General features: G+C 61.0%; 20 protein-coding genes. 8 read left to right on the forward strand and 12 right to left on the reverse strand.

The window, feature by feature from the left end; all coding sequences use genetic code 11:
* Positions 1-17 precede the first annotated feature (17 nt).
* Genes IFT59_RS09470 through gatB form a run of 3 tightly spaced genes read right to left on the reverse strand, consistent with a single transcriptional unit; the run spans position 18 to position 2,518 of the window.
* On the reverse strand, positions 18-479 hold the full coding sequence (locus IFT59_RS09470) for a GNAT family N-acetyltransferase (protein WP_192086691.1): 462 nt from the start codon (positions 477-479) through the stop codon (positions 18-20).
* A gap of 25 nt (positions 480-504) precedes the next feature.
* On the reverse strand, positions 505-1,011 hold the full coding sequence (locus IFT59_RS09475) for a GNAT family N-acetyltransferase (protein WP_192086692.1): 507 nt from the start codon (positions 1,009-1,011) through the stop codon (positions 505-507).
* A 4-nt stretch (positions 1,012-1,015) separates the two neighbouring features.
* On the reverse strand, positions 1,016-2,518 hold the full coding sequence (gene gatB, locus IFT59_RS09480) for an Asp-tRNA(Asn)/Glu-tRNA(Gln) amidotransferase subunit GatB (RefSeq protein ID WP_192086693.1): 1,503 nt from the start codon (positions 2,516-2,518) through the stop codon (positions 1,016-1,018).
* Positions 2,519-2,663: 145 nt separating this feature from the next.
* Between gatB and IFT59_RS09485 the strand changes: the two genes are divergently transcribed.
* Positions 2,664-2,987, forward strand: a complete 324-nt coding sequence (locus IFT59_RS09485) for a DUF1294 domain-containing protein (RefSeq protein WP_192086694.1) — start codon at positions 2,664-2,666, stop codon at positions 2,985-2,987.
* On the opposite strand, the gene IFT59_RS09490 is transcribed toward IFT59_RS09485, so the two are convergent.
* From IFT59_RS09490 to IFT59_RS09505, 4 genes are all read right to left on the reverse strand, one after another.
* Positions 2,984-3,493, reverse strand: a complete 510-nt coding sequence (locus IFT59_RS09490; protein ID WP_192086695.1) for a GNAT family N-acetyltransferase — start codon at positions 3,491-3,493, stop codon at positions 2,984-2,986. The two genes, IFT59_RS09485 and IFT59_RS09490, sit on opposite strands and share 4 nt — an antisense overlap.
* A 92-nt stretch (positions 3,494-3,585) precedes the next feature.
* The gene (gatA, locus tag IFT59_RS09495; protein ID WP_174196001.1) at positions 3,586-5,067 is read right to left on the reverse strand and encodes an Asp-tRNA(Asn)/Glu-tRNA(Gln) amidotransferase subunit GatA; all 1,482 of its coding nucleotides are present in this window, start codon (positions 5,065-5,067) and stop codon (positions 3,586-3,588) included.
* 57 nt (positions 5,068-5,124) lie between these two features.
* Positions 5,125-5,412, reverse strand: a complete 288-nt coding sequence (gene gatC / locus IFT59_RS09500) for an Asp-tRNA(Asn)/Glu-tRNA(Gln) amidotransferase subunit GatC (protein WP_062453197.1) — start codon at positions 5,410-5,412, stop codon at positions 5,125-5,127.
* A 105-nt stretch (positions 5,413-5,517) separates the two neighbouring features.
* Complete coding sequence (locus IFT59_RS09505) at positions 5,518-6,222, reverse strand: metal-dependent hydrolase (protein WP_192086696.1); 705 nt, start codon at positions 6,220-6,222, stop codon at positions 5,518-5,520.
* Between the two features lie 330 nt (positions 6,223-6,552).
* On the opposite strand from IFT59_RS09505, the gene IFT59_RS09510 reads away from it, so the two are divergent.
* Both IFT59_RS09510 and ruvX read left to right on the forward strand, forming a co-directional pair.
* A complete protein-coding gene (locus IFT59_RS09510; protein WP_062453199.1) occupies positions 6,553-6,852 on the forward strand; it encodes an alkylphosphonate utilization protein in 300 nt (99 codons plus the stop codon).
* A 9-nt stretch (positions 6,853-6,861) separates the two neighbouring features.
* On the forward strand, positions 6,862-7,356 hold the full coding sequence (gene ruvX, locus IFT59_RS09515; protein WP_092662016.1) for a Holliday junction resolvase RuvX: 495 nt from the start codon (positions 6,862-6,864) through the stop codon (positions 7,354-7,356).
* On the opposite strand, the gene IFT59_RS09520 is transcribed toward ruvX, so the two are convergent.
* Together IFT59_RS09520 and IFT59_RS23280 are read right to left on the reverse strand one after the other, a co-directional pair.
* Positions 7,293-7,625 (reverse strand): DUF6105 family protein, encoded by a 333-nt coding sequence (locus IFT59_RS09520; RefSeq protein WP_062453201.1) that lies wholly within the window; start codon positions 7,623-7,625, stop codon positions 7,293-7,295. The two genes, ruvX and IFT59_RS09520, sit on opposite strands and share 64 nt — an antisense overlap.
* The gene (locus tag IFT59_RS23280; RefSeq protein ID WP_062453202.1) at positions 7,622-7,801 is read right to left on the reverse strand and encodes a hypothetical protein; all 180 of its coding nucleotides are present in this window, start codon (positions 7,799-7,801) and stop codon (positions 7,622-7,624) included. Before IFT59_RS23280 ends, IFT59_RS09520 begins: the two co-directional genes overlap by 4 nt.
* On the opposite strand from IFT59_RS23280, the gene IFT59_RS09530 reads away from it, so the two are divergent.
* Positions 7,752-7,889, forward strand: a complete 138-nt coding sequence (locus IFT59_RS09530; protein ID WP_156461817.1) for a hypothetical protein — start codon at positions 7,752-7,754, stop codon at positions 7,887-7,889. The genes IFT59_RS23280 and IFT59_RS09530 overlap by 50 nt on opposite strands.
* Positions 7,890-7,923: 34 nt before the next feature.
* Here the strand turns inward: IFT59_RS09530 and IFT59_RS09535 are convergent, their stop codons facing one another.
* The gene (locus IFT59_RS09535; RefSeq protein WP_092662014.1) at positions 7,924-8,580 is read right to left on the reverse strand and encodes a TetR/AcrR family transcriptional regulator; all 657 of its coding nucleotides are present in this window, start codon (positions 8,578-8,580) and stop codon (positions 7,924-7,926) included.
* A 202-nt stretch (positions 8,581-8,782) separates the two neighbouring features.
* Positions 8,783-10,435: an acyl-CoA dehydrogenase family protein gene (locus IFT59_RS09540; RefSeq protein ID WP_092662012.1), complete on the reverse strand. Its 1,653-nt coding sequence runs from the start codon at positions 10,433-10,435 to the stop codon at positions 8,783-8,785.
* 191 nt (positions 10,436-10,626) lie between these two features.
* Between IFT59_RS09540 and IFT59_RS09545 the strand changes: the two genes are divergently transcribed.
* The 4 genes from IFT59_RS09545 (at position 10,627) to dprA (ending at position 14,732) form a co-directional block, all read left to right on the forward strand.
* On the forward strand, positions 10,627-11,565 hold the full coding sequence (locus IFT59_RS09545; protein ID WP_062453206.1) for an aspartate carbamoyltransferase catalytic subunit: 939 nt from the start codon (positions 10,627-10,629) through the stop codon (positions 11,563-11,565).
* Positions 11,566-11,573: 8 nt separating this feature from the next.
* Positions 11,574-12,866 carry a dihydroorotase gene (locus IFT59_RS09550; RefSeq protein ID WP_062580256.1) on the forward strand — a complete coding sequence of 431 codons (1,293 nt, stop codon included), beginning with the start codon at positions 11,574-11,576 and terminating at the stop codon, positions 12,864-12,866.
* Positions 12,867-12,950: 84 nt separating this feature from the next.
* Complete coding sequence (gene plsY, locus IFT59_RS09555; protein WP_192086697.1) at positions 12,951-13,571, forward strand: glycerol-3-phosphate 1-O-acyltransferase PlsY; 621 nt, start codon at positions 12,951-12,953, stop codon at positions 13,569-13,571.
* Between the two features lie 18 nt (positions 13,572-13,589).
* On the forward strand, positions 13,590-14,732 hold the full coding sequence (gene dprA / locus IFT59_RS09560; protein ID WP_192086698.1) for a DNA-processing protein DprA: 1,143 nt from the start codon (positions 13,590-13,592) through the stop codon (positions 14,730-14,732).
* On the opposite strand, the gene IFT59_RS09565 is transcribed toward dprA, so the two are convergent.
* Complete coding sequence (locus IFT59_RS09565; protein WP_062453210.1) at positions 14,712-14,915, reverse strand: hypothetical protein; 204 nt, start codon at positions 14,913-14,915, stop codon at positions 14,712-14,714. The two genes, dprA and IFT59_RS09565, sit on opposite strands and share 21 nt — an antisense overlap.
* Between the last annotated feature and the right edge of the window lie 76 nt (positions 14,916-14,991).

A 14,991-nucleotide genomic window follows, 5' to 3' on the forward strand; every position in this document is an offset into this window, starting at 1 on the left:
TTCCGAGATTTCGAGCTCTATTTGAACTTCATCTTGAAGCCTGCATGGCTCTTGGCAAAACCCAGCCGCTCGTAGAAGCGATGGGCATCCGTGCGCGCCGCATTGGAGGTCAGTTGCACAAGCCGGCACTCGCGCCGCTTTGCCTCTTCGATCGCGTAACCGATCATCTGCGCGCCAATGCCCTGCCCGCGCATGTCGGGTCTCGTCTGCACGGCTTCGATGATCATCGAGAGCGATCCGCGGCCGGTCAGCGTTCGGTTGAAGAGGATCTGGAACGTGCCGACCACGTCCCCGTCCCGTTCGACGACGAACAGCTGCTCGTTCTGGGAGGCATCGATCATGTTGAAGGCGCGCAGGTAATCATCGTAGGCGTCCGCATCGGTCGTATCGCCGTGACCACCGACATCGTCGGCAGCAAACATTGCGATCAGTTGGGAGAGGTCCGATTCGCGAGCCCTGCGAATGATGATACCGTCCATGCTACCCTCCCCTGATCCACGCCGTCTATTGCGACAGAAGCCGCTTTTCCATGATGATCGCTGGCAGGCCGGAATTCGGCGCACCCCATTCCTCCATACGATCGACCTCGGCAAAGCCGAGACGTTGGTAGAAGGAGGCGGCGCGCACATTCGGCAGCGACACCTCGACCCGCATGATTTCCGCATCCGGGAAGCAGGTCTCGATTTCGGCAAACAGATCCCGACCAATGCCGTCATTCTGGCAGGCCGGCGCGACGTAGAGCTGATGCAGCATCACGGTCTTTGCCATCTTCGGGTAGACCGCGGCGTAAGCGATGCCGCCGATCTTGCTTCCATCGTCGGCGACGAGAAACTCGCCATCCTTCTTGATCAGGCGCGTGCGGATGGCGACCGGCGAATGCCAGTTCCGCACCATCTTCTCGACGGCGTCTGCACCGTAGAACGGGTCGTAGGACTGATGAAACGTCTCGTCGAGAAGGGCGCGGATCTTCTCCACGTCCTCGTCGCCCGCTGTGCGAATGAAATAGACCAACAGGTTAGTCCTCGATGCCCAGCTTGGCCTTGACCAGAGCCTGGACGGCCTGCGGGTTTGCCTTGCCGCCGGTCGACTTCATCACCTGTCCCACGAACCAGCCGGCAAGCGTCGGCTTGGCCAGCACCTTGGCGACCTGATCGGGATTGGCGGCGATAATGTCGTCCACGGCTTTTTCGATGGCGCCGGTGTCGGTCACCTGCTTCATACCGCGGCTCTCGACGATCTCAGCCGGGTCACCGCCTTCGGAAAAGACGATCTCGAACAGGTCCTTGGCGATCTTGCCGGAGATGACTTCCGACTTGATCAGATCGATGATGCCGCCGAGCTGGGCTGGGGAAACCGGAGTCTCTTCAATGCCTTTGCCCGCTTTGTTCAAGGCGCCCAGCAAGTCGTTGATGACCCAGTTTGCCGCCATCTTGCCGTCGCGGCCCTCAGCCACGGCTTCGTAGTAATCGGCGATCGCCTTCTCAGACACCAGAACCGAGGCGTCATAGATCGAAAGGCCAAGTTCAGCCACGAAGCGAGCCTTCTTGTCGTCAGGCAGTTCCGGCAGGTCCTTGGCAAGCTCTGCGACGAACGCGTCGTCGAAGACGAGCGGCAGCAGGTCCGGATCCGGGAAATAGCGGTAGTCATGCGCATCTTCCTTGGAGCGCATCGACCGCGTTTCGCCCTTGCCCGGATCGAAGAGGCGGGTCTCCTGGTCGATCGAGCCGCCGTCCTCGAGGATGGCGATCTGGCGACGCGCTTCGTATTCGATCGACTGGCCGATGAAGCGGATAGAATTGACGTTCTTGATTTCGCAGCGTGTGCCGAAACCTTCGCCCGGACGGCGCACAGAGACGTTGACGTCGGCGCGCATCGAACCTTCGTCCATGTTGCCGTCGCAGGTGCCGAGATAGCGCACGATCGAGCGCAGCTTCGTCATATAGGCCTTCGCCTCATCGGAAGAGCGCATGTCCGGCTTCGAGACGATCTCCATCAGAGCTACGCCGGACCGGTTGAGATCCACATAGGACATGGTCGGGTGCTGGTCATGCATCGACTTGCCGGCATCCTGCTCCAGATGCAGGCGCTCGATGCCGATCTCGATATCCTCGAACTGGCCCTGGCGGTCGGGGCCGAGCGAGATGACGATCTGGCCTTCGCCGACGATCGGATCCTTGAACTGCGAGATCTGGTAGCCCTGCGGAAGATCCGGATAGAAATAGTTCTTGCGGTCGAAGATCGAACGGTTGTTGATCTGCGCCTTCAGGCCAAGGCCTGTGCGGACAGCCTGGCGCACGCATTCCTCGTTGATCACGGGCAGCATGCCGGGCATTGCCGCATCGACCAGCGAGACGTTGGCATTGGCAGGCTTGCCGAACTCGGTCGAAGCGCCGGAGAACAGTTTCGAATTGGAGAGAACCTGGGCGTGCACCTCCATGCCGATGATCACTTCCCAATCGCCAGTGGCGCCGGGAATGAAGCGTTTCGGATCGGGCGTGCGGACGTCAACTAGGGTCATCTTATGCTCGTTCGGGCTTAGTTTCGAAGTGCTTTGTGGGTAGAGCAAATGTTGGCGAGGTGCAAGCGTAGGCCAAGGCTTGCCGGGTGAAACATCTGATACCACTGAGGATGAATCTTAACCGGAGCGCAGTTAGCTGGGGTTCATGACCCTCAACCTTGCGCTGACACTTCTCGTTCTCTGCATCCTCTTCAACGCAGTCGTCTTTTCCGTCTACTGGATCGACAAGCGGGCCGCCAGGAATGGACGCTGGCGGGTCAGCGAAACCACGCTCCTCCTGCTTGCATTTGCCGGCGGAAGTCTGGGCGCCGTGGCGGCTCAGCGCATGTTGCGTCACAAGACGCACAAGGAGCCGTTCAGGACCATCCTTGCAGCCATCGTCACGCTGCATGTCTGCATGGGTGTCGTGCTGATCCTTGCGGTGTCCGGAATGCTGGCATCGATCTGGACGCTGCTCGTCGGCGTTTAAAAATTCGGCCCGTAGGTGCCCGGATCGTCGGATACGAGTTGCTTGGACAGTCCCATCGACTGGATGTCGCGATCGATCTTCGGCTGATAGGCGCTCGAAAGCCAATGGACGCTGTATCCCTGCTTTTCGAAGAAACCGACTGCCCCATCGTTCTGCGCATGGGTCTCGACCCGCGACTTATCGAACCCGCGACGAACGATATCGGCCTCGATATCGGCGAGCAGCGCCTTGCCGAGCCCCTGCCCCTCAAACTGCGGATCGATCCAGAAGTCGGTGATCAGGTCGTCGCGATTCTCGCAGGCCGCCCAGCCGGCGACCGTGCCGTGCGCCTCGATCACGAGAATCGTCAGCCAGGACGAGGAAACGAAGTCGCGGAATGCGGCAAGCGCACTTTCGCGCATGCTGGACGGATCGCCAACGGCGCCCATCGCTTTTTCCCAGCTGAGCAAGCCGATCTGAACTAGCGCGGCTTCGTCGTCCTGGCGTGCGTTGCGAATGACTGCCATGGAGTCTCCTGTCTCAGGAACAGTAGATCATCGGCGTGCGATTCGGGCTAGAACCGCACTGGGTTGGCAGATGCCGGACAGCCGACCTGCCGCTACCACCATTTCGCAGGCGTGAACTTGCCTGCCGCCTGTTCGATCACGTGCGCTGTGCGGAACAGGGTTTCCTCGTCGAACGGCTTACCGATCAGCTGCAGGCCAAGCGGCAGGCCCTTCTTGTCGAGACCGGCCGGTACGGCGATGCCGGGAAGGCCTGCCATGTTGACCGTCACGGTGAAGATGTCGTTCAGGTACATCGCGACCGGATCGGCAGCGAGTGCCTCGTCGGCAATGCCGAAGGCAGACGACGGTGTCGCTGGTGTCAGGATGGCGTCGACACCGGCATGGAAGCAGAGTTCGAAATCGCGCTTGATCAGCGTGCGGACTTTTTGCGCCTGCAGGTAGTAGGCGTCGTAATAGCCGGCCGAAAGAACGTAGGTGCCGATCATGATGCGGCGCTTGACCTCAGTACCGAAGCCGGCAGCACGGGTCTTCTCGTACATGTCGGAAATGTCCTTGCCGTCGACGCGCAGGCCGTAGCGAACGCCGTCATAGCGGGCAAGGTTGGACGAGGCTTCAGCGGGCGCCACGATGTAATAGGCAGGCAGCGCGTATTTCGTGTGCGGCAGCGAGATATCGACGATCTCGGCACCGGCATCCTTCAGGAAGGCAATGCCCTTCTGCCACAGGGCCTCGATGTCTTCAGGCATGCCGTCGACGCGATATTCCTTCGGAATGCCGATCTTCATGCCCTTGACCGACTGGCCGAGCGCCTTCTCGTAATCCGGAATAGGCAGATCGACCGAGGTCGTGTCCTTGCGGTCGACGCTTGCCATCGACTTCAGCATGATCGCGGCATCACGCACGTCGCGTGCAATGGGGCCGGCCTGATCGAGCGAAGATGCAAACGCGACAGTGCCCCAGCGCGAGCAGCGGCCATAGGTGGGCTTGATGCCGACGGTGCCGGTAAAGGCGGCCGGCTGGCGGATCGAGCCGCCGGTATCGGTCGCGGTCGCACCGGCGCAAAGATGCGCGGCGACGGCAGCGGCTGAACCGCCCGAGGAGCCGCCCGGAACCAGCTGAGTGTTCGAGCCTTCGGCTTTCCAGGGATTGACCACCGGTCCGTAATGCGAGGTCTCGTTGGAGGAGCCCATGGCGAACTCGTCCATGTTGAGCTTGCCAAGCATGACGGCGCCGTCATCCCACAGGTTCTGAGTGACGGTCGATTCGTATTCGGGCTTGAACCCGTCGAGTATATGGCTGCAGGCCTGGGTGTGGACGCCTTTGGTGGCAAACAGATCCTTGATGCCGAGCGGAATACCTTCCAGCGCCCCGACTTGACCCGAAGCCCGACGGGCATCGGATGCCCCGGCCATCTCCAGCGCCATCTCGGGCGTAACGGTGATGTAGGCGTTCAGGACGGAATTTGCAGCGTCGATGGCGCCGAGATAGGCGTTCGTCAGATCGACGGAAGTGAATTCCTTCGATGCCAGTTTGTCGCGGGCTTCGGCAATGGTCAGGCTGGTCAGGTCGGTCATGATTTTTCGTGCTCTCGAAAGGCTAAAACGGGTCGGCGGCGCTTGGGCTAAAGCGGCTTATTCGACGACCTTCGGCACCATGAAGAAATTGCGGTCGGTTGCCGGCGCGTTGGCGACGATATCGTCTGCCTTGTTGCCGTCGGTGACGACGTCGGCGCGCAACCGCATTTCCATCGGCATCACCGAGGTCATAGGCTCGACGCCTGTGACATCGACTTCCGAGAGTTGTTCGACGAAATCGATGATCCCGTTCAATTCGCCAACCATGCGATTGGCCTCATCCTCCGTAACCGCAATACGGGCGAGGCGCGCGACGCGCTTGACGGTGGCGAGATCGACGGACATGGCAGGGCTCCGGTGGTAAAATTCACCTTCGCTATAATGGCCATGCCCGTCCTTCGCAACAGGCAGGGCGCCGGTTTCCTGGCGCGCCTTAACTGAAATGCCCGTTCAGCAGGTCAGCGTCACGCCGACGCCCGGCACCTCGACGGCGGTGCGGCTGCCTTCCATGCCCTTGACGAACTTGTCGGGTGTCTGCTCGATGATCGGGAACGTGCCGTAGTGGCAGGGAATGGCGTGCTTGAAATCGAAGAAGCGCTGGCAGGCAACGGCTGCGACAGCACCGCCCATGGTGAAGCGGTCGCCGATCGACACGATGCCGATATCCGGCTGGTGCAACTCGTTGATGAGTCCCATGTCGGTAAAGATATCCGTATCACCCATGTGCAGAACCGACATCTCGTCGTCGAAATGCAGCATCAGTCCGTTCGCGGAACCGAGCGAGTGGGACACGCCGAGCTCGTCGATCTGGCCGGACGAATGGAGCGCCTGTGTGAAGGTCGCGGTGAAGCCCTCGAAGCCGACTGTGCCGCCGGTATTGCCCATCTCGAGCTTCTCGACGCCTTTTCCACCCAGCCAGGAAGCAAGATCGGCGTTGGCCAGAACGATGGCGCCCTTTTCCTTGGCGATCGCGACCGTATCACCGACATGATCACCATGACCGTGGGTGAGAAGGATATGCGTGACACCTTCGGTCACGTCTTTCAGATCCTGGCCGGCAAAGGTCGGGCTATGGGTCAGGAACGGGTCGATCAGGATCTTTGCCTTTGCCGTTTCGATGCGGAAGGCGGCATGGCCGAGCCAGGTAATTTTCATGGGGAAGTGTCCTTGAGGATGGCAAAAAGAGAGGTGATGACACCAAATCAAAATTCATAGATGGAACTTCGAAAGGGAGGTTTCGAAGCACCGAAAGCGGATGAGACTCTGAACTCAGTTGTCTCACCTCACACCTCATCAAATAACGCGGCGCTTTCACATTTCAAAGGTCTAGGACGATGATTGCGCGAGCAGCGCCCGTATCGGAATTGACACACAGGCGGCGCCACGTTGCCACGGACTTGCCACTGGGTTAAGCGGTCGCATCCCGATATGATCGTCGCATGCTCGCTGCGATTGCGTCACATCCGAACCCCTAAGGAAACCGACATGGCCGACGACGATTATATTTATGACGAGGCTACCGGCGAATGGCTGTCTGCAGCCGATGCGGCTGCGAAGGCTTCCGCTGCATCCGAGGTGCGTGACTCAGCCGGCAATATTCTTGCCGATGGCGATGCAGTCACTCTCATCAAGGATCTCAAGGTGAAGGGAGCCGGTCAGACGCTGAAACAGGGCACCGTCATCCGCTCGATCCGTCTCACCGACAATCCGGAAGAGATCGATTGCCGGCACGATGCGATCAAGGGCCTCGTGCTGCGCACCGAATTCGTGCGCAAGAAAACCTAAGGCCGGCATATGGCAATCCTGACCATCGAAGAACTCGCCGCGACACTTGCGCCCGGCAAGGCAGTTGCAGGGCTCGATCTCGGTACCAAAACCATCGGGCTTGCGATGTCCGATCTCGGCCGGCGGTTTGCCACGCCCCGCACCGTCATCAAGCGCGTCAAGTTCACCAAGGATGCGGAGGTTCTGCTGGCGTTCGCGGAGAAGGAGAAGGTCTCAGCCTTTATTCTCGGGATGCCGATGAACATGGATGGTTCCGCCGGGCCGCGGGCCCAGGCAACCCGCGCCTTTGTGCGGGCGATGTCGGACAAGACTACCATTCCCTTCGTCTTCTGGGACGAGAGACTATCGACGGTCGCGGCCGAACGGGCACTTCTGGAGATGGATGTTTCGCGGGCCAAGCGCGCCGAACGTATCGATTCGGCGGCCGCGAGCTTCATTCTTCAGGGAGCCTTGGACAGGCTTTCGTCCCTTGCCAGAGAAACCGGCAACGACGTCCCCACCTGACGGCTACGCCACCAGGCTGCAATCTGCTTGCGCTTGCGGAAGGCGATGATGGCGAAAACGACAAGACTGTCGAATGCGATTGCGCGGGCAACCAGCGGCGGGATGGTTTCGGGCGGAATTCCGAGGACGTCGCCATAGACCTGAAAGACCAGATCATGGGTCTGACGGGTCAGCATGAAGAAGCCGAAGCTCATGTCGTAATAGGAAAGCCCGTACCAGCTGCCCAGCAAAAGCACGGGCCCTGCCCACAAGATCAAGAGCAACTTCATGCGGTTTCGCCTTCTGGTTCCGCTGGAGACAGGTCCAGCGTTACGACCCATCTCGACAGCGCCATCAGGCTGAGGACCAGAGCAGGAATGGCAATGTCGAGCGCCAGCACTGCAAAGATCGTCGTCATGACGATCAGCAATGCGATGCTCGTTGTGGAAGTTGCATTCTTGCCCATGGACGGCCGCGATTTGGTTAAGAAATCATTAACCAGAGATTTAGGCCGCATGGCGAAAGCTGCAATTCAAAACGCCAAACATGGTTAATTTCCAGAGCGTCGCTGTGGAGAACGTCTGCTGCTCAGCCGTAGATGGCGCGAACCAGGCGGCGGACGGAAGACGCTACCTTTTCCCAGTCTTTCTCGGACTTTAACGGTATGCCGGCGAACTGGCCGCTGACGGCAGACGAGACGACCAGATGCTGGATGGCGGCAAACAGGATGGCATTCGTGGTCGCGACATCGACACCTTTTGGCGGCGTCAGCGAGCCGCGCATCTTGTCGAGCCACTTTGAGAGAGCCTTGGTGCGTGATTCGGTCAGACGCCGCACCTGTGGCGTATCCTGCGAGACTTCCCAGGCGACGATCTTGCAGACGAGCGGATCCTCGCGCAGCGCATCCATGAAATAGATGGCGAGCTTTTCCATCAGGTCGCCGTAGGTCAAAAGAAACATGCCGCCGGTATCTTCGGGAATGCGATCCTTGACCCAGTTGCCGAGGTCGGCACCGATCGCGTCGATGAGGCCGTTCAGCCCGCCGTAATAGCGATAGATCAGCTGCTTGTCGCAGCCGGCGCGCCGTGCGACCGCATTGACGCCGAAGCCTTGAAACCCTTCCTCGGCCAGCAGCGTGCGGGCAGCAATGAAGATCGCCCGCTCCGTGCCGGCCCGGTTGCGCGGACGTATGGCCTGAGCTGATGCAGCACCGGTCTCGGTATTCGTCTCGGCTATCTGAAGCATCGCCCGCCTGTTTCGCAACTCTTTGTTAACTGTTGCGATACCCCGTCGTTTCCCATCATCGCAAGCGCCACACGGGCGCCGTGCACAGGATAGAATACCGAAACCGGGCGCATGCTGCGTTACACAAGAGACAAGTGGATGCGCTGCAGTGGATGCCCTCGCCCCACAGGCAGTCTTCGTCTCTCCTTTCGGCGACTTCTTCTTACGCCGCTGGCGGGTAGAGAAGATCGACGATGTAGCGGGCATCGAAGCGGGCATCGAGCATGCCATAGGTCGAGCGCCAGCCGCCCGCGAGACGGGTTTCGAGGAAGGCATCGGCGATCTTGCCGGCACCGAGGCGCGCAAGCTCTGCGGCGCCGGCGGCCAGCGCCAGCTGCTCTATCAGAAGCCTTGCAGCGCCCTCGTCGCGTTCGCACAGCGCCATCGCGGCACGCAAGACTTCCACGGTCTTCTTGCCGGAAGCGCCGAGGTCCCGCTCGAAGCCGGCCAGAACCGTATCGAACAGATCGCGTCCTCGCGACAGCACGCGCAGAACGTCAAGCGCCATGACACTGCCCGAGCCTTCCCAGATCGCATTCACCGGCGCCTCGCGGTAATGCCGGGCAATCGGACGCTCCTCGACATACCCATTGCCGCCAAGGCATTCCATTGCCTCGGCGATCAGCGATGGCGCGATCTTGCAGTTCCAGTATTTGATGACAGGCGTCATGACGCGGGCATAGGCGGCATCGCCGGGGTTGCCGCGGGCGCGATCGAACGCGTCGGCAAGCCGGAACGACAGCGCTGTCGCGGCCGCGACATCCAGCGCCATATCGGCGAGCACGCGCGTCATCAGCGGCTGATCGATCAGGTTCTTGCCGAACACGGCACGACCGCGGGTATGATGGACCGCTTCGGCCAGCGACGCGCGCATCATGCCGGCAGACGCGACAGCACAATCGAGACGGGTCAGCGTCACCATATCGAGAATGGTGCGGATGCCTCCACCGGACTCGCCGAGCAGATAGCCGAAGGCGTCGGTGAACTCGACTTCGGACGATGCATTGGAGCGGTTGCCGAGCTTGTCCTTCAGCCGCTGGAAGTTCAAGCCATTGGCCGAACCGTCTTCAAGAAGCCGCGGCACGAGGAAACAGCCGATTCCCTCATTTGTCTTTGCCAGCATGATAAAGCCGTCGCTCATCGGCGCCGACATGAACCACTTGTGGCCGGAAAGGCGGTAGATTCCCTCGCCCACACGCTCGGCGGTCGACCGGTTGGCGCGCACGTCGGTGCCGCCTTGCTTTTCGGTCATGCCCATGCCGACCGTGATGGCGGACTTCTGCATGGCCGGCCGATTGGTCGAATCGTATTTGCGCGACAGAACTTTCGGCGCCCATTCCTTGTGGACGCGTGGGGAAGCCATCATCGCCGCAATCGAAGCGCTCGTCATCGTCAGCGGGCACAGATGGCCGCATTCCAGCTGGGCGGACAGATAAAAGCGCGTGGCGCGAACCTTGTGTTCGTGTGCACGCTGCTCCGGAATGGTCTCCCAGATCGACGAATGCAGGCCGCTCTGCATCGAGCGGCGCATCAGGGCATGCCAGGCAGGATGGAACTCAACCGTGTCCTGCCGCTCGCCGCGCGGACCGTGGGTGCGCAGTTTGGGCGGATTTTCGTTCGCCATCCGCGCCAGTTCCTGGGCTTCCGGAGAGGTCACGTAATTGCCGAGCTGGTCGTATTCGTCGCGGATCGCGCGGTTCAGATCGCCGGTCAGGTCGACCACAAGGGGATCGGAGCGGTAGGCATTGATCCCCGACCAGGGCTTCGGCTGGTTCAGTTCACCAAATTTTTCTTCATCGCGCGACATGTCGTTCATGGGGCGGTTCTAGCGGAAGTTAAAGGGCGTGGGAACGGCAGCACAGAAGGAATTTCAGCGTTCTCAACAAACGGCTTGCGGTTGGGAATCCCGGAAACGGGGGAAAACAGCAGTGACATAACCTCCCATCCCGCTTGCGGCCTTTCCCCCCAGACCTTATAGACCGCCGAACGCAAGCGGAGACGCCCCCTATGGTCTTCTTTCCCCACCGCCATCTCCTTGGCATCAAGGGTCTCACCCGGCAGGACATTACGACGCTTCTCGACAAGGCCGACGAGGCCGTGCAGATTTCCCGGCAGCGGGAAAAGAAGACGTCCACGCTTCGGGGCCTCACCCAGATCAATCTCTTCTTCGAAGCCTCGACACGCACGCAGTCCTCGTTCGAGCTCGCCGGCAAACGGCTCGGCGCCGACGTGATGAACATGTCCGTCAGCAATTCTTCCGTGAAGAAGGGCGAAACGCTGATCGATACGGCGATGACGCTGAACGCCATGCACCCGGACGTGCTGGTTCTCAGGCATTCGTCGGCCGGTGCCGCGGCCCTGCTTGCCCAGAAGGTGACCTGCTCGGTGGTCAATGCCGGCGATGGTCAGCATGAACATCCGACACAGGCGCTGCTCGACGCTTTGACCATCCGCCGCGCCAAGGGCAAGCTGTCGGGCATCATCGTCGCCATCTGCGGCGACGTTTTGCATTCGCGGGTCGCCCGCTCCAACATCATCCTCTTGAATGCCATGGGCGCCCGCGTCCGGGTCGTCGCGCCATCGACGCTTCTTCCCTCAGGCATCCGCGACATGAGCGTCGAGGTCTTCCACTCGATGGAAGAAGGTTTGCGGGATGCGGATGTGGTGATGATGCTGCGCCTGCAGCGCGAGCGCATGGCCGGCTCCTTCGTGCCGTCGGTGCGCGAATACTTCCACTTCTACGGTCTCGATGCGGAAAAGCTCAAAGTCGCCAAGGGTGATGCGCTGGTCATGCATCCGGGTCCGATGAACCGCGGCGTCGAGATCGCTTCCGATGTCGCCGACGGTCCGCAGAGCGTCATCGAGCAGCAGGTCGAAATGGGCGTCGCCGTCCGCATGGCGGTCATGGAAACGCTCCTGACCTCCAATCAGGGAGAGCGCGCATGAGCACGACCATGTCCAACGGCACCGTTCTCAGGAACCTGCGCATCATCGATCCATCGCGCAATCTCGATGAAACCGGCACGATCATCATCGGCGCAGACGGCCGCATCCTCGCGGCCGGAAAGGATGCCCAGAACCAGGGCACGCCCGACGGCGCCACGGTCCGCGATTGCCAGGGTCTTGTCGCCACGCCCGGGCTTGTCGATGCGCGCGTCTATGTCGGCGAACCGGGTGCTGAACATCGCGAGACGATTTCTTCGGCCAGCCGCGCCGCTGCCGCCGGTGGCGTCACCTCGTTTATCATGATGCCGGATACCGATCCTGTTCTTGACGATATCGCACTCGTTGAGTTTGTTCAGAAGACGGCTCGTGACAAGGCGATCGTCAATGTCCACACTGCCGCAGCGCTCACCAAAGGGCTTGCCGGCAAGGAGATGACCGAGTTCGGCCTGCTGCAGCAAGCCGGTGCCGTGGCCTTTACCAATGGCCGTCACGGCCTGTCCGATTCGCTGCTGCTGCGCCGCGCGATGACCTATGCGCGCGAGTTCGATGCGGTGATCTCGCTCGAACTGCGCGAGAAATATCTTGGCAACGGCGTCATGAACGAGGGCCTGTTCGCCTCCTGGCTCGGCCTGTCGGGCGTGCCCAAGGAAGCGGAGATCATTCCGCTTGAACGCGATCTGCGCATCGCCGGCCTCACCCGCGCCAAATACCACGCGGCAAAAATCTCGGTGGCGGAATCGGCCGAAGCCATGCGGTCTGCCCGCGCACGCGGCGCCAACGTCACCTGCGGCGTGTCGATCAACCATCTTTCGCTCAATGAAAACGACATCGGCGAATACCGCAGCTTCTTCAAGCTGTCGCCGCCACTGCGGTCCGAAGACGATCGAATCGCCATGGTCGAGGCGCTCGCCGACGGCAGCATCGATATCATCGTGTCCTCGCACGATCCGCAGGACGTCGATACCAAGCGCCTTCCCTTCGCTGATGCCGCCGATGGCGCGATCGGGCTCGAAACCATGCTGTCGGCAGCCCTTCGCCTGCATCATGACGGGCGCGTGCCGCTGATGCGGCTGATTTCGGCGATGTCGACCCGCCCGGCCGAAATCTTCGGTCTCGATGCCGGTACGCTGAGACCCGGCGCAAAGGCCGATATCACGCTGATCGATCTCGACGAGCCTTGGATCGTCGCCAAGGATATGCTTCTGTCGCGCTCGAAAAACACGCCGTTCGAGGACGCGCGCTTTTCCGGCCGCGCCGTCGCAACCTATGTCGGCGGGAAATGCGTCTATAAACTGGGATAGAGATGGGGCGGGCCGACCCCTCGCGCGCTTGCGCGAAATGGTTGGAACGGGGGCAAACCCGACTAGGGGCTTTGGGGGAAACACATGATAACCGACCTTCTTACCTGGCAGATCACGCTGCCGATCGCAGCCGGCGCGCTTGTTCTCGGCTATCTGTTGGGCTCGATCCCGTTCGGCCTGCTTCTCACCCGCGCCGCCGGTCTCGGCGATATCCGCTCGATCGGTTCCGGCAATATCGGGGCGACCAACGTTCTTCGCACCGGAAATAAGAAGCTCGCCGCCGGCACGCTTCTGCTCGATGCCTTGAAGGCGACGGTCGCAGCTCTGATCGGTTGGTACGCCTTCGGGCCGGAAGCCGGACTTCTTGCGGGCTTTGCCGCCTTCATGGGTCACCTCTATCCCGTCTGGCTCGGCTTCAAGGGTGGCAAGGGTGTCGCGACCTATATCGGCACGCTGCTGGGGGTTGCTCCGCTCATGGTTCTGGTGTTTGCCGCGGTCTGGCTTTCGGTTGCCAAGCTCAGCAAGTACTCATCGCTGTCCGCCCTGGTTGCAACCCTTGTCATTCCGGTTGTGCTGTGGTTCATACAGGAACCAAAGATTGCTGCCGTCATGGCTCTCATGACGATCATCTCCTTTATCAAGCACAAGACGAATATCGAGCGGTTGATTGCCGGCACCGAAAGCAAGATCGGCCAAAAGGGCTAGTCCCTTAAAGGACGGATCATGCCGGATAGCAGCGCAAGACGGATAGGAATTGCGCTCACCGAACGGCAGAAGATCGCCTGGCTGCGGTTGATCCGCTCCGACAATGTCGGCCCGGCGACATTCCGGGATCTCATCAATCATTGCGGCTCGGCGGAAAATGCGCTGGCCATGTTGCCGGAGTTGTCAGCGCGCGGCGGATCGACACGGGCAATCCGCATCGCCAGTGCCAGTGAGGCCGAACGCGAGCTGGAGATCGCACGCCGCCAGAACGCACAGTTCATCGGCATCGGTGAACCCGACTACCCTCCCGCGTTGCGACAGATCGAGGCAGCGCCGCCGCTCGTTGCGGCAAAGGGCGATCTCTCCACCGCCACCCGCCCCTCGGTCGGCATTGTCGGCTCGCGCAACGCCTCAATCGCCGGGGCGAAGTTTGCGGCGGCGATTGCCAGAGATTGCGGCCGCGCCGGTTATGCGATCACTTCAGGACTTGCTCGCGGCATCGATGCGGCGTCGCACCGCGCCAGTCTCGATACCGGCACGATCGCGGTTCTGGCCGGCGGCCTCGACCGTCCCTATCCGCCGGAAAACGTCGCCCTGCTCGATGAGATCACCGCCGGCAGGGGCCTTGCCGTTTCAGAGATGCCATTCGGGTGGGAGCCCCGGGCGCGTGATTTCCCCCGTCGCAACCGGCTTATCGCTGGAATTTCGCTGGGCCTTGTTGTTGTCGAAGCGGCTGAGCGTTCAGGTTCGCTGATCACCGCAAGGCTTGCTGCCGATTTCGGCCGGCTGGTGTTTGCCGTCCCCGGCTCGCCACTCGATCCGCGCTGCCACGGTACGAACGGACTTCTCAAGCAGGGCGCCATCGTCACGACCGGCGCTTCGGATGTGCTGGACGCGTTGGCGCCGCTGTCCGATCTCGATAGATTTCAAAATACCGTCATCGAAGAGCCCGGCAGAGGCAGCACACTCCTGCCGCCCGATGACGACGACAGGACGCGCATCATTTCGGCGCTTAGTCCGACACCGGTCGATATCGACGATATCATCCGGCATACGGGTGTTGCCGCGGCCAGTGTCTATCTTATTCTGCTGGAACTCGATCTTGCCGGTCGGCTGCACCGGCACCCGGGCGGCATGGTCTCACTTGCTATGGAAGACTGATCGCGGTCGTCGCCCGGCCTGCACGTCGCCAGCCTCGACATAGGCCATCTCGATGAGGTAGCACAGCATATCAGCCCCCTCGCTGAGCGCGACCTGCCGCAACTCTGCCAGCATCTGCCGGATGTAGGCGATGTTGCGCGAATTCTCGTCGCCCCGTCCGTCCTTGTCACCGTGAGAGACCATTTCACATCCTGTCAAATAGGGCGCGACACCGCCTAATATAACTATTCGTCACCTTATCAGCGCAGCTTAGAGATGT

Source organism: Rhizobium sp. CFBP 8752 (assembly GCF_014842035.1).
GTDB lineage: Bacteria > Pseudomonadota > Alphaproteobacteria > Rhizobiales > Rhizobiaceae > Neorhizobium > Neorhizobium soli.